8 protein-coding genes are annotated in these 14,461 nt (G+C 68.1%); 1 reads left to right on the plus strand and 7 read right to left on the minus strand.

Features of this window, described 5'->3' with window-relative positions; all coding sequences use genetic code 11:
- Positions 1–162 precede the first annotated feature (162 nt).
- A complete protein-coding gene (locus ACZ7LB_RS28555; protein WP_471472155.1) occupies positions 163–696 on the plus strand; it encodes a rhodanese-like domain-containing protein in 534 nt (177 codons plus the stop codon).
- Between the two features lie 228 nt (positions 697–924).
- On the opposite strand, the gene ACZ7LB_RS28560 is transcribed toward ACZ7LB_RS28555, so the two are convergent.
- From ACZ7LB_RS28560 to rpoB, 7 genes are all read right to left on the minus strand, one after another.
- Positions 925–1,389, minus strand: a complete 465-nt coding sequence (locus ACZ7LB_RS28560; RefSeq protein WP_471472094.1) for a MarR family transcriptional regulator — start codon at positions 1,387–1,389, stop codon at positions 925–927.
- A gap of 290 nt (positions 1,390–1,679) precedes the next feature.
- Positions 1,680–2,873, minus strand: a complete 1,194-nt coding sequence (gene tuf / locus ACZ7LB_RS28565; protein ID WP_471472095.1) for an elongation factor Tu — start codon at positions 2,871–2,873, stop codon at positions 1,680–1,682.
- A 168-nt stretch (positions 2,874–3,041) separates the two neighbouring features.
- Positions 3,042–5,168 (minus strand): elongation factor G, encoded by a 2,127-nt coding sequence (gene fusA / locus ACZ7LB_RS28570; protein ID WP_471472096.1) that lies wholly within the window; start codon positions 5,166–5,168, stop codon positions 3,042–3,044.
- Between the two features lie 39 nt (positions 5,169–5,207).
- The gene (rpsG, locus tag ACZ7LB_RS28575; RefSeq protein WP_471472097.1) at positions 5,208–5,678 is read right to left on the minus strand and encodes a 30S ribosomal protein S7; all 471 of its coding nucleotides are present in this window, start codon (positions 5,676–5,678) and stop codon (positions 5,208–5,210) included.
- Between the two features lie 2 nt (positions 5,679–5,680).
- Positions 5,681–6,052 (minus strand): 30S ribosomal protein S12, encoded by a 372-nt coding sequence (gene rpsL, locus ACZ7LB_RS28580; protein ID WP_003948652.1) that lies wholly within the window; start codon positions 6,050–6,052, stop codon positions 5,681–5,683.
- A gap of 464 nt (positions 6,053–6,516) precedes the next feature.
- Complete coding sequence (locus ACZ7LB_RS28585) at positions 6,517–10,416, minus strand: DNA-directed RNA polymerase subunit beta' (RefSeq protein WP_471472098.1); 3,900 nt, start codon at positions 10,414–10,416, stop codon at positions 6,517–6,519.
- A gap of 97 nt (positions 10,417–10,513) precedes the next feature.
- Positions 10,514–13,999: a DNA-directed RNA polymerase subunit beta gene (rpoB, locus tag ACZ7LB_RS28590; protein WP_471472099.1), complete on the minus strand. Its 3,486-nt coding sequence runs from the start codon at positions 13,997–13,999 to the stop codon at positions 10,514–10,516.
- Between the last annotated feature and the right edge of the window lie 462 nt (positions 14,000–14,461).

Raw genomic sequence — 14,461 nt, forward strand, 5'->3', positions numbered from 1 at the left:
CTCGTCCCGGGCCCCCGTACCGCCTCCGCCCAGAGCCCCGCGGGCCCCTTCCCCACGGAGCCCGTGACCGCCTCCGCGGCCCCCGCCGCGAGCGGTGCCAACGATCCCGCCGCGGCCTCCGCAGGTTCCGCCGCAAGCCCCGCGGACCCCCTCGCGGGCCCCGTGGCCGTCTCCGGCTCCCCCGCCCCCGCCGCGCGCCCCGCGGACGTCCCCGCCGCCGGACCCGCGCGCATCGCCGGGAGCCCCGCGCTGAGGGTCCCGCCCGCCGCTCCCGCCGAGGCCGTCGCCTTCTTCGCCGCCCGCCTCGCCTTCCGGGCCGACGTCGCCGACGTGCGGGCCTCGTTCGCCTCCGGCGACCCCGGCTTCGTCCTGGTCGACTCGCGCGGGGGCGCCGGCTGGCACCAGGGCCACGTGCCCGGCGCCGTCCACCTGCCCACCGCCGACATCCCGGCCCGGGCCCCGGCCCTGCTCGACCCGGAGGTCCCCGTCATCACCTACTGCTGGGGCCCCGGCTGCGACGGCGCCACCCGCGCGGCCCTCGCCCTCGGCCGCCTCGGCTACCGGGTCAAGGAGATGATCGGCGGCATCGAGTACTGGACCCGCGAGGGCTTCCCGGTCACGACCCCCGCCGGCACCGCCCGCCACGCCCCGGACCCCCTGACCGCCCCCCGGGACTCCCCCACCTGCGCCTGCTGACCACCGGACACCGCGAGCCGCGAGCCGCCGGGCACGGTGCGGCCGGGGCCGGGGCGCCGCGGACCGCCAGGGTCTTTCGTTCGGATCGGGCCGGATCGGGGAGCGGGGTCCGGCACCGTGCGTCGCGAGGCGAAGAAGGGAGTCGGGGCGGAGCCCCGGCGACCGACGCCAACGCGGCGAGGCGCGGCGCCGGACCCCGCGAGCCCGGCATGATCCATACGAGAGGCCCTAGTCCACGGTGCCGCCGGTGTTCCGGATCATCTGCTGGAGCACCCTGAGCGCGACGACGTAGTCGGCGTCGTCGATGCCCCGGTGGATGCGGGCGCGGATCCCGGGCGCGTGCGCCTTGACGGCGAGGCGCGCCTCCTCCCCCGCCGCGGTGATCCGCAGCGCCTCGCCCTCCCTCCTGAGCCACCCGCGCTCCAGCAGCGCCTCCGCCTCGGCCTCCAGGTCGTCCTCGGCCCTGAGGTAGGACCGCATGGCCCGTCGCAGCTCCGGCAGGGTCATGGCGCGGCCGTCGGGCGAGAGGTCGTGCTCCGACAGGTTGCGCAGCAGCCAGAACCGGGGCTGGGTGAAGCCCAGCTCGGCCTGGCGGGCGCGGGTGAACGCGATGAGCGCCTCATGGGCCACTCCGGTCCAGTGGGCCGCCGGCTGCGCGGCCAGTGCGGCGCCGGAACTCTGCGACGTCGTCATGCGGGTGCCTCCCCCGGTGGATGGTCGCCGACCCGGTCACCGTAGGACCTGAAGCGGACTCAAGGTCAACGCCGGCCGACGGCCGGCCGGGGGGCCGTCGGGGCCGTCGGCCGACGGCCCCCCGCCGCTCCGCCCACGCCGCCCCGCCCCTCCGCGCCCGCCGGGGCACCCCGTACCCGGCAGCGCCCCCGGGCATGCGAGAGGGCCCGCACGACCGGAGTCGTGCGGGCCCTCTCAGAGCGCTCGGCGTTCGCCGAGGTCAGGTCTCATGACCCAACAAGCAAGAGGACTTACTTGTTGATCTTGGTGACCTGGCCGGCGCCGACCGTCCGGCCACCCTCGCGGATGGCGAACTTCAGGCCCTCTTCCATGGCGATGGGCTGGATGAGCTCCACCTTCATCTCGGTGTTGTCACCCGGCATGACCATCTCGGTGCCCTCGGGGAGGGTCACGACGCCGGTCACGTCCGTCGTACGGAAGTAGAACTGCGGACGGTAGTTGTTGAAGAACGGCGTGTGGCGGCCACCCTCGTCCTTGGACAGGATGTAGGCCTGCGCCTCGAACTCGGTGTGCGGGGTGACCGAGCCCGGCTTGATGATGACCTGGCCGCGCTCGACGTCCTCGCGCTTGATGCCGCGGAGCAGCAGACCGACGTTCTCACCGGCCTGACCCTCGTCGAGCAGCTTGCGGAACATCTCGATGCCGGTGACCGTGGTGGTGGTCTTCTCGGTCTTGATGCCGATGATGTCGACGGTCTCGTTGACCTTGAGGACACCACGCTCGATGCGGCCGGTGACGACCGTACCGCGACCGGTGATGGTGAAGACGTCCTCGATCGGCATCAGGAACGGCTTGTCGACGTCACGCTCGGGGGCCGGGATGGCCTCGTCGACGGCCTTCATGAGCTCCAGGACCGAGTTGCCCCACTCCTTGTCGCCCTCGAGCGCCTTCAGAGCGGAGACCTTGACGACGGGAACGTCGTCGCCCGGGAACTCGTACTCGGAGAGCAGCTCGCGCACCTCGAGCTCGACGAGCTCCAGGATCTCCTCGTCGTCCACCATGTCGGCCTTGTTCAGGGCGACCACGATGTACGGAACGCCGACCTGGCGGGCCAGGAGCACGTGCTCCTTGGTCTGCGGCATCGGGCCGTCGGTGGCGGCGACCACGAGGATGGCGCCGTCCATCTGCGCGGCACCGGTGATCATGTTCTTGATGTAGTCCGCGTGACCGGGGCAGTCGACGTGGGCGTAGTGACGCAGCTCGGTCTGGTACTCGACGTGCGAGATCGAGATCGTGATACCGCGCTGGCGCTCTTCGGGAGCCTTGTCGATCTGGTCGAAGGCCGAGGCCTCGTTCAGGTCCGGGTACGCGTCGTGCAGCACCTTGGTAATGGCGGCCGTGAGGGTCGTCTTACCGTGGTCGATGTGACCGATGGTGCCGATGTTGACGTGCGGCTTAGTCCGCTCGAACTTCGCCTTCGCCACTGGGGTCCTCCTGTGGAGTGGTTCTGTACGCCTTACTCATCGGCGCCAGGTGATCTTTGCTGGGAAACCCGGGCCCGGGGCATTCCGCCAGGGTGGCGGCCGAATGCCCCTTGCAGGCTCCGGGGTCAAGCCTAAAGCGTGTGAACGGAGTCCGTTGAACGGAGTCCGCTACTCGCCCTTGGCCTTCGCGATGATCTCCTCGGCGACGTTCCGGGGAACCTCGGCGTAGGAGTCGAACTGCATCGAGTAGCTTGCGCGACCCGACGTCTTGCTGCGGAGGTCTCCGACGTAGCCGAACATCTCCGACAGGGGCACGAGGCCCTTCACGACGCGGGCACCGGCCCGCTCCTCCATGGCCTGGATCTGGCCACGGCGGGAGTTGATGTCGCCGATGACCTCACCCATGTAGTCCTCGGGCGTGGTGACCTCGACGGCCATCATCGGCTCCAGGAGCACGGGCGAAGCCTTGCGCGCGGCCTCCTTGAAGGCCTGCGAACCGGCGATCTTGAACGCCAGCTCGGAGGAGTCCACCTCGTGGTAGGCACCGTCGAGCAGCGTCACGCGGACGCCGGTCATCTCGTAGCCGGCGAGGATGCCGAACTGCATGGCCTCCTGCGCACCGGCGTCGACCGAGGGGATGTACTCCCTCGGCACGCGGCCACCGGTCACCTTGTTGACGAACTCGTACGAGGCGTCGCCGCCCTCGATCGGCTCGATCGCGATGATGACGCGGGCGAACTGGCCAGTACCACCCGTCTGCTTCTTGTGGGTGAACTCGACCTTCTCGACCGCCTTGCGGATGGTCTCGCGGTAGGCGACCTGCGGCTTGCCGACGTTGGCCTCGACCTTGAACTCACGGCGCATGCGGTCGACGAGCACCTCAAGGTGCAGCTCGCCCATGCCGCCGATGATGGTCTGGCCGGTCTCCTCGTCCGAGTGAACCTGGAAGGAGGGGTCCTCCTCGGCCAGGCGCTGGATCGCGACGCCGAGCTTCTCCTGGTCGCCCTTCGACTTGGGCTCGATGGCGACCTGGATGACCGGGGCCGGGAAGTCCATGGACTCCAGGATGACCGGGGCCTTGTCGTCCGACAGCGTCTCACCGGTGGTGGTCTGCTTGAGACCCATCACGGCGATGATGTCGCCGGCGCCCACCGAGTCGATCTCCTCACGCTTGTTCGCGTGCATACGGTAGATCTTGCCGATGCGCTCCTTCTTGCCCTTGACGGAGTTCAGCACCTGGGTGCCGGACTCCAGGCGGCCGGAGTACACGCGGACGAAGGTGAGCTTGCCGAGGTGCGGGTCGCTCATGATCTTGAACGCCAGCGCCGACAGCGGCTCGTCGTCGGACGGCCTGCGCTCGATGACCTTCTCCGCGTCCTTCGGGTCGTGGCCCTCGATGGCCTCGACGTCGAGCGGGGAAGGCAGGTAGCGCACGACCGAGTCGAGCAGGGGCTGCACGCCCTTGTTCTTGAAGGCGGTGCCGCAGAACACGGGGGTGACGGTGGTGCTGTCGCTCTTGCCCGAGGCGATGGTGATCCGGCGGATCGCCGCGTAGAGCTGCTCCGCGGAGGGCTCGGTGCCCTCCAGGTACAGCTCCATCAGCTCCTCGTCGTTCTCGGCCACGGCCTCGAGGAGCTTGCCGCGCCACTCCTCGGCGGCCTCGGTGTGCGTCTCCGGGATGTCGACCGTGTCGTACATCTCGCCCTTGGTCGCCTCGACGGACCAGACCAGGGCCTTCATCGTCACGAGGTCGACGACGCCCTGGAAGTCCGCCTCCGCGCCGATCGGCAGCTGCATGACCAGCGGCTGCGCGCCCAGGCGGTCGGAGATCATCTGGACGCAGCGCAGGAAGTCCGCGCCCGTGCGGTCCAGCTTGTTCACGAAGCAGATGCGCGGAACGCCGTAGCGGTCCGCCTGACGCCACACCGTCTCGGACTGCGGCTCGACACCGGCGACACCGTCGAACACCGTGACGGCACCGTCGAGGACGCGCAGCGAGCGCTCCACCTCGACGGTGAAGTCGACGTGGCCCGGGGTGTCGATGATGTTGATGGTGTGGTCGACGTTCTCAAGCGGCCAGTGACAGGTGGTGGCAGCAGAGGTGATCGTGATGCCACGCTCCTGCTCCTGCTCCATCCAGTCCATGGTCGCGGAGCCCTCGTGCGTCTCGCCGATCTTGTACGAGACACCCGTGTAGAACAGAATCCGCTCGGTGGTGGTCGTCTTGCCCGCGTCGATGTGGGCCATGATCCCGATGTTGCGGACCCTGGCCAGGTCAAGCGAAGTGGTAGCCATAAGGCTTCAGTCTTCTCTCGGTTTCGAAGGGGTTTCCGACTACCAGCGGTAGTGCGCGAAGGCCTTGTTGGACTCGGCCATCTTGTGCGTGTCCTCGCGCTTCTTCACAGCGGCACCGAGGCCGTTGGAGGCGTCGAGGAGCTCGTTGAGCAGACGCTCGGTCATGGTCTTCTCGCGACGGGCGCGGGAGTAACCGACCAGCCAGCGCAGCGCCAGGGTGTTGGCGCGGCCGGGCTTGACCTCGACCGGCACCTGGTAGGTGGCGCCACCGACACGGCGGGACTTGACCTCGAGGGTCGGCTTGATGTTCTCGAGAGCGCGCTTCAGCGTGATGACCGGGTCGTTGCCGGTCTTGTCGCGCAGGCCCTCCATGGCGCCGTAGACGATGCGCTCGGCAGTGGAGCGCTTGCCGTTCATCAGCACCTTGTTGATCAGGGAGGTCACCAGAGGAGAACCGTAGACCGGGTCGATGATGACCGGGCGCTTCGGGGCGGGGCCCTTACGAGGCATTCTTACTTCTCCTTCTTGGCGCCGTAACGGCTGCGGGCCTGCTTGCGGTTCTTGACACCCTGGGTGTCGAGGGAGCCACGGATGATCTTGTAACGAACACCCGGCAGGTCCTTCACACGGCCGCCGCGCACGAGCACGATGGAGTGCTCCTGCAGGTTGTGTCCCTCACCCGGAATGTAAGCAGTGACCTCGATACCGCTGGTCAGACGCACACGCGCGACCTTGCGCAGGGCCGAGTTCGGCTTCTTCGGGGTGGTCGTGAACACACGCGTGCAGACGCCCCGGCGCTGGGGAGAACCCTCGAGTGCGGGCGTCTTGTTCTTCTCGACCTTGTCCTGCCGGCCCTTGCGGACCAGCTGCTGGATCGTAGGCACTACTTCTCCGGTTTCTGTGTGCCGATGGGTACAGCTAACCTGGAACGACGCCGACCCACGCGGTCGGGTGTGTCGAATCCGGCGCACTCCCGCCGCGAGACGGAGATGGCGCGAATTGCGGTGGCCGGTCACAGCACTCCGTGCGGTTGAAGGCACGCACGAAAGCCAGGGCACACCCCAGGCACAAGGTCTGAGCGTACCTATCGCATTCGCTGCGGTCAAAACAAATGGACGCGGCCACCCGTGTCACCCATTTCGCCCGGCTTGATCCGATAAGCCGCACGGACCGCCCGCATCCCCCTGAGCGCCCCTGACGGCGCCCCGCACCCCCGGACGCGTCCCCCCGCCCTCGCGGTCCCCGGCGGCCGCCGGAGAGCCGTACAGACCCCTTGCCGGGCCCGGAAACCCCGAAGGGCGGCCACCCCACGGGGTGACCGCCCTTCGGCGCGTGTCGGACGACCCGCCTACTGGTTGTACGGACCGTAGTCGTAGTCCTCCAGCGGAACGGCCTGGCCGGAGCCCGTGCCGAACGGCGAGTAGTCGATGTCGTCGTAGCCGACGGCCGAGTACATCGCGGCCTTGGCCTCCTCGGTCGGCTCCACCCGGATGTTGCGGTAACGGGACAGACCCGTACCGGCCGGGATGAGCTTGCCGATGATGACGTTCTCCTTGAGGCCGATCAGGCTGTCGGACTTGGCGTTGATCGCCGCGTCCGTCAGCACCCGGGTCGTCTCCTGGAAGGAGGCGGCCGACAGCCAGGACTCCGTGGCCAGCGAGGCCTTGGTGATGCCCATGAGCTGCGGACGGCCCGAGGCCGGGTGACCGCCCTCCTGGACCACGCGGCGGTTCTCGGTCTCGAACTTCGAGCGCTCCACCAGCTCGCCGGGCAGCAGCTCGGCGTCGCCGGACTCGATGATCGTCACACGGCGCAGCATCTGCCGGATGATGATCTCGATGTGCTTGTCGTGGATCGACACGCCCTGCGAGTTGTAGACCTTCTGGACCTCGCCGACCAGGTGGACCTGGACGGCGCGCTGACCCAGGATGCGCAGCACGTCGTGCGGGTTGGTGGCACCCACGGTGAGCCGCTGGCCCACCTCGACGTGGTCGCCCTCGCCCACCAGCAGACGGGCGCGCTTCGAGATCGGGTACGCCGTCTCGTCGCTGCCGTCGTCCGGGGTGACGACGATCTTCTTCGTCTTCTCGGTCTCCTCGATCCGCACGCGGCCGGAGGCCTCGGAGATCGGGGCGACACCCTTCGGGGTCCGGGCCTCGAAGAGCTCGACGACACGGGGAAGACCCTGGGTGATGTCGTCACCGGCCACACCACCGGTGTGGAAGGTGCGCATCGTGAGCTGGGTGCCGGGCTCACCGATGGACTGGGCGGCGATGATGCCGACCGCCTCACCGATGTCGACCAGCTTGCCGGTGGCCAGCGAGCGGCCGTAGCACATGGCGCAGGTGCCGACCTGGGACTCGCAGGTCAGGATCGAACGGGTCTTGACCTCCTCGACACCGTGCCGCACGAGCTGCTCGATCAGCACGTCGCCGAGGTCCACGTTGGCCGGCGCGATCACCTTGCCGTCGATGACGACGTCCTCGGCGAGCATCCGGGCGTAGACGCTGGTCTCGACGTCCTCGGCCTTGCGCAGCGTGCCGTCCGCGGCGCGCGACGCGATCCGCAGCTTCAGACCGCGCTCGGTGCCGCAGTCCTCCTCGCGGATGATGACGTCCTGGGAGACGTCGACCAGACGACGGGTGAGGTAACCGGAGTCGGCGGTCCGCAGGGCGGTGTCCGCCAGACCCTTACGGGCACCGTGGGTGGCGATGAAGTACTCGAGGACCGAGAGGCCCTCGCGGAACGACGCCTTGATCGGACGCGGGATCGTCTCGTTCTTCGCGTTCGACACCAGACCACGCATACCGGCGATCTGACGCATCTGCATCATGTTGCCGCGCGCGCCCGAGTTCACCATCATGAAGATCGGGTTGGTCTTCGGGAAGTTCTCGTTCATCGCCTCGGCGACCTCGTTGGTCGCCTTGGTCCAGATCGCGATGAGCTCCTGGGTGCGCTCGTCCTTGGTGATCAGACCGCGCTCGTACTGCTTCTGGACCTTCTCGTCCTGCGCCTCGTACCCCTTGACGATCTCCTTCTTCGCCTCGGGGACGATGACGTCGGAGATGGCCACGGTGACGCCGGAGCGGGTCGCCCAGTAGAAGCCGGACGCCTTCAGGTTGTCGAGCGTCGCCGCCACGATGACCTTGGGGTACCGCTCGGCCAGGTCGTTGACGATCTCGGAGAGCTGCTTCTTGCTCACCTCGTAGTCGACGAACGGGTAGTCCTCGGGCAGCAGCTCGTTGAAGAGCGCGCGGCCCAGCGTGGTCCTCAGGGTGAAGGTGTCACCCTGCTGCCACTCCGGCTCGCCCTCCTCGCGCGCCGGCGGCTCCCAGCCGCGCGGCGGGATGGTGCCCACCGGGAAGCGGATGTCGACCTTCGACTGGAGCGACAGGTCGCCCGCGTCGAACGCCATGATCGCCTCGGCGGCGGACCCGAAGGCCCGGCCCTCGCCCTTGAGCTCGCGGCCGTCGCCGTCCGTGGTGAGGAAGAACAGACCGAGGACCATGTCCTGGGTCGGCATCGTCACCGGGCGGCCGTCGGCCGGCTTGAGGATGTTGTTCGAGGACAGCATCAGGATGCGGGCCTCGGCCTGCGCCTCCGCGGACAGCGGCAGGTGCACGGCCATCTGGTCGCCGTCGAAGTCCGCGTTGAACGCGGTGCAGACGAGCGGGTGGATCTGGATGGCCTTGCCCTCGACGAGCTGCGGCTCGAAGGCCTGGATGCCGAGGCGGTGCAGCGTGGGCGCGCGGTTCAGCAGGACCGGGTGCTCCGCGATGACCTCTTCCAGCACGTCGTACACGACCGTGCGGCCGCGCTCGACCATCCGCTTGGCGCTCTTGATGTTCTGCGCGTGGTTCAGGTCCACCAGGCGCTTCATCACGAACGGCTTGAAGAGCTCCAGCGCCATGGCCTTGGGCAGACCGCACTGGTGCAGCTTGAGCTGCGGACCGACGACGATCACGGAACGGGCCGAGTAGTCGACGCGCTTGCCGAGCAGGTTCTGACGGAAGCGGCCCTGCTTGCCCTTGAGCATGTCGGACAGCGACTTCAGCGGACGGTTGCCGGGGCCCGTGACGGGGCGGCCGCGGCGGCCGTTGTCGAACAGCGCGTCGACGGCCTCCTGGAGCATGCGCTTCTCGTTGTTCACGATGATCTCGGGCGCGCCGAGGTCGAGAAGCCGCTTCAGGCGGTTGTTGCGGTTGATCACGCGGCGGTACAGGTCGTTCAGGTCGGAGGTCGCGAAGCGGCCACCGTCGAGCTGCACCATCGGACGCAGGTCCGGCGGGATGACCGGCACGCAGTCCAGCACCATGCCCTTGGGGCTGTTGGAGGTCTGCAGGAAGGCGGAGACGACCTTGAGGCGCTTGAGCGCGCGGGTCTTCTTCTGGCCCTTGCCGGTGCGGATGATCTCGCGGAGGCGCTCGGCCTCCTCGTCCAGGTCGAAGGACTCCAGGCGCTTCTGCAGCGCGGCGGCGCCCATCGAGCCGTCGAAGTAGGTGCCGAAGCGGTCGCGCAGCTCGCGGTAGAGCAGCTCGTCGCCCTCCAGGTCCTGGACCTTGAGGTTCTTGAACCGGTTCCACACCTCGTCGAGGCGGTCGATCTCGCGCTGGGAGCGGTCGCGGAGCTGCTTCATCTCGCGCTCGGCGCCCTCGCGCACCTTGCGGCGGACGTCCGCCTTGGCGCCCTCGGCCTCCAGCTCGGCGAGGTCCGTCTCGAGCTTCTTGGCGCGGGCCTCCAGGTCGGCGTCGCGGCGGTTCTCGATCTGCTGGCGCTCGACGGAGACGTGCGCCTCCAGGGAGGGCAGGTCGCGGGTGCGGCGCTCCTCGTCGACGAACGTGATCATGTACGCCGCGAAGTAGATGACCTTCTCCAGGTCCTTCGGGGCGAGGTCGAGGAGGTAGCCGAGGCGCGACGGGACGCCCTTGAAGTACCAGATGTGCGTGACGGGGGCGGCGAGCTCGATGTGGCCCATCCGCTCACGGCGCACCTTCGCACGCGTGACCTCGACGCCACAGCGCTCGCAGATGATGCCCTTGAAGCGGACGCGCTTGTACTTGCCGCAGTAGCACTCCCAGTCCCGGGTCGGACCGAAGATCTTCTCGCAGAAGAGTCCGTCCTTCTCGGGCTTCAGGGTGCGGTAGTTGATGGTCTCGGGCTTCTTGACCTCACCGTGGCTCCACTGACGGATGTCGTCAGCGGTGGCCAGGCCGATCCGGAGCTCGTCGAAGAAGTTGACGTCGAGCACTATGCGTCAATCCCTCTCAGGGTCGTGAGTCTTGGGGTCTGATACGGGGGTCCTGGGGCCGGCGGGACTCGTGGTACGAGCCCCGCCGGAACTCCCGTCAGACCTCTTCGACGCTGCTCGGCTCGCGCCGGGACAGGTCGATGCCGAGCTCCTCCGCCGCGCGGAAGACGTCCTCGTCGGTGTCACGCATCTCGATGGACATACCGTCGCTGGACAGCACCTCCACGTTCAGGCAGAGCGACTGCATCTCCTTGATGAGCACCTTGAAGGACTCGGGGATGCCGGGCTCGGGGATGTTCTCGCCCTTGACGATGGCCTCGTAGACCTTCACGCGGCCGGTGACGTCGTCGGACTTGATGGTCAGAAGCTCCTGGAGCGCGTAGGCGGCGCCGTACGCCTCCAGCGCCCACACCTCCATCTCACCGAACCGCTGGCCGCCGAACTGGGCCTTACCACCGAGCGGCTGCTGGGTGATCATCGAGTACGGGCCGGTGGAACGGGCGTGCAGCTTGTCGTCCACCAGGTGGTGCAGCTTCAGGATGTACATGTAGCCGACCGAGATCGGCTCCGGGAACGGCTCGCCGCTGCGGCCGTCGAACAGCCGCGCCTTGCCGCTGGGGAGCACCATCCGCACGCCGTCCCGGTTGGGGATGGTGTGCTGGAGCAGACCCGCCAGCTCGTCCTGGCGCGCACCGTCGAAGACCGGGGTCGCGACGTTGGTGCCGGGCTCGACGCTGTCGGCGCCGATCACCTGGAGGCGCTCGGCCCACTCGTCGGCGAGGCCGGAGACGTCCCAGCCGCGGCTGGCGAGCCAGCCGAGGTGGATCTCCAGGACCTGTCCCGGGTTCATCCGGGACGGGACGCCCAGCGGGTTCAGGATGATGTCGACCGGGGTGCCGTCCTCCATGAACGGCATGTCCTCGATCGGCAGGATCTTGGAGATGACGCCCTTGTTGCCGTGGCGGCCGGCGAGCTTGTCACCGTCGGTGATCTTGCGCTTCTGCGCGACGTAGACGCGGACGAGCTGGTTGACGCCGGGCGGCAGCTCGTCGCCCTCCTCGCGGTCGAAGACGCGGACGCCGATGATCTTGCCGATCTCGCCGTGCGGCACCTTCAGCGAGGTGTCGCGGACCTCGCGGGCCTTCTCGCCGAAGATCGCGCGCAGCAGCCGCTCCTCGGGGGTCAGCTCGGTCTCGCCCTTGGGCGTGACCTTGCCGACGAGGATGTCGCCGGCGATGACCTCGGCGCCGATGCGGATGATGCCGCGCTCGTCGAGGTCGGCGAGGACCTCCTCGGAGACGTTCGGGATGTCCCGGGTGATCTCCTCGGGGCCCAGCTTGGTGTCGCGGGCGTCGACCTCGTGCTCCTCGATGTGGATCGAGGAGAGGACGTCGTCCTGCACGAGGCGCTGCGACAGGATGATCGCGTCCTCGTAGTTGTGGCCCTCCCACGGCATGAACGCGACCAGCAGGTTCTTGCCGAGCGCCATCTCGCCGTTCTCGGTGGCCGGACCGTCGGCGAGGACCTGGCCCTCGATGACCCGGTCGCCCTCGTTGACGATGACCTTCTGGTTGACCGAGGTGCCCTGGTTGGAGCGGGCGAACTTGTGCAGGCGGTACGTGATGTACGTGCCGTCGTCGTTGGTGGTGGTGATGTAGTCCGCGGAGACCTCCTGGACCACACCCGCCTTCTCCGCCTTGACGACGTCGCCGGCGTCGACGGCCGAGCGGTACTCCATGCCGGTGCCGACCAGCGGCGCCTCGGACTTGATCAGGGGTACGGCCTGGCGCATCATGTTCGCGCCCATGAGGGCGCGGTTGGCGTCGTCGTGCTCCAGGAACGGGATCATGGCGGTCGCGACCGACACCATCTGGCGCGGCGAGACGTCCATGTAGTCCACGTCCTCGGGGCCGACGTAGTCGACCTCGCCGCCGCGGCGGCGGACGAGCACACGGGCCTCGGCGAACCGCAGGTCGTCGTTGAGCGTGGCGTTGGCCTGCGCGATGACGAAGCGGTCCTCCTCGTCGGCGGTCAGGTAGTCGACGTCGTCGGTGACCTGGCCGTCGTTGACCTTGCGGTACGGGGTCTCGACGAAGCCGAACGCGTTGACCCGGCCGTAGGAGGCGAGGGAGCCGATCAGACCGATGTTCGGGCCTTCGGGCGTCTCGATCGGGCACATGCGGCCGTAGTGCGAGGGGTGCACGTCACGGACCTCGAAGCCGGCCCGCTCACGGGAGAGACCACCCGGGCCGAGCGCGGACAGACGGCGCTTGTGCGTCAGCCCGGACAGCGGGTTGTTCTGGTCCATGAACTGCGAGAGCTGGCTGGTGCCGAAGAACTCCTTGATGGAGGCGACGACCGGCCGGATGTTGATCAGGGTCTGCGGCGTGATCGCCTCGACGTCCTGGGTCGTCATGCGCTCGCGCACGACGCGCTCCATACGGGCCAGACCCGTGCGCACCTGGTTCTGGATCAGCTCGCCGACGCTGCGCAGACGGCGGTTGCCGAAGTGGTCGATGTCGTCGGTCTCGACGACGATCGTCTGACCGTCGCCCACCGTCGTCTCGGTCTCACCGGCGTGCAGCATCACCAGGTACTTGATCGTCGAGATGACGTCCTCGACGGTCAGGACACCCGCGTCCAGCGGGGCGTCCGCGCCCAGCTTCTTGTTGACCTTGTAGCGGCCGACCTTGGCCAGGTCGTAGCGCTTGGGGTTGAAGTACAGGTTCTCCAGCAGCGTCTGCGCGGCCTCGCGGGTGGGCGGCTCGCCCGGACGCAGCTTGCGGTAGATGTCGAGCAGCGCGTCGTCCTGGCCCTGGGTGTGGTCCTTCTCCAGGGTGGCGCGCATGGACTCGTACTCGCCGAACTCCTCGAGGATCTGCTCGGTGGTCCAGCCGAGCGCCTTGAGCAGGACGGTGACGGACTGCTTGCGCTTGCGGTCGATGCGCACACCGACCATGTCGCGCTTGTCGATCTCCATCTCCAGCCAGGCACCCCGGGAGGGGATGATCTTGGCAGAGAAGATGTCCTTGTCGGACGTCTTGTCGATGGAGGAGTCGAAGTAGACACCCGGCGAACGGACGAGTTGCGACACGACGACGCGCTCGGTGCCGTTGATGACGAAGGTGCCCTTGTTGGTCATGAGCGGGAAGTCGCCCATGAAGACCGTCTGGGACTTGATCTCGCCGGTCTCGTTGTTCGTGAACTCGGCCGTGACGAAGAGCGGGGCGGCGAACGTGAAGTCGCGCTCCTTGCACTCGTCGATGCTGTTCTTCGGCGGCTCGAAGCGGTGGTCGCGGAACGTCAGCGACATCGACCCGGAGAAGTCCTCGATCGGGGAGATCTCCTCGAAGATCTCCTCCAGACCGGACTTCGTGGGGACGTCGTGGCCGGACTCCAGAGCCGACTCGACGCGCGCCTTCCACGCGTCGTTGCCGAGCAGCCAGTCGAAGCTCTCGGTTTGCAGCGCGAGGAGGTTCGGAACCTCGAGGGGCTCCCGGATCTTTGCAAAGGAGATGCGCAGCGGGGCGGTGCTGGCGGCGTTGTTCGTATTCGCGGTCGAGGCGTTGCGCGAGGCGGCCAAGAGGGGGTCCTTCCGAGGGCTCGGACTCACTACGCGCGTACCGGCCCCTCATCCACACACGGAGACACGGGGCGCCCGATGTGGCCGAAATGCCAGGTCAGGCGTGCTCTGGTCGTCAGTGCTCGGGCGAGGGCAGACCCCTGGTGACGGGCAGGGGGCAGCTAACAGGCAGCGCAAAGGGTCAGTGTAGCCACTTGGCCCACTGATGTCCAGTGCGGGTGTAGCGAACCGTCTTGACTCCTCGTTGCTCTCACCACCTGCGGCAAGGCCTCGCCCTCAACGCACCGTGATACTGCCCTGTTCGCCGTCGATCCATGCCTCGGATTCGGATCCTCGTGACGACGCGTCCTGAGAATTGCGCGCTGCGTGCGGTTCGTCAAGGCCCCCCTTGTCCGAACCGGCCGCCGCGGCGGGCCTCCGGGCCCCGGCGGCGGCGCGACCGATGATCACCCTACTCTTCAC

Source organism: Streptomyces sp. NPDC107521, from assembly GCF_055598485.1.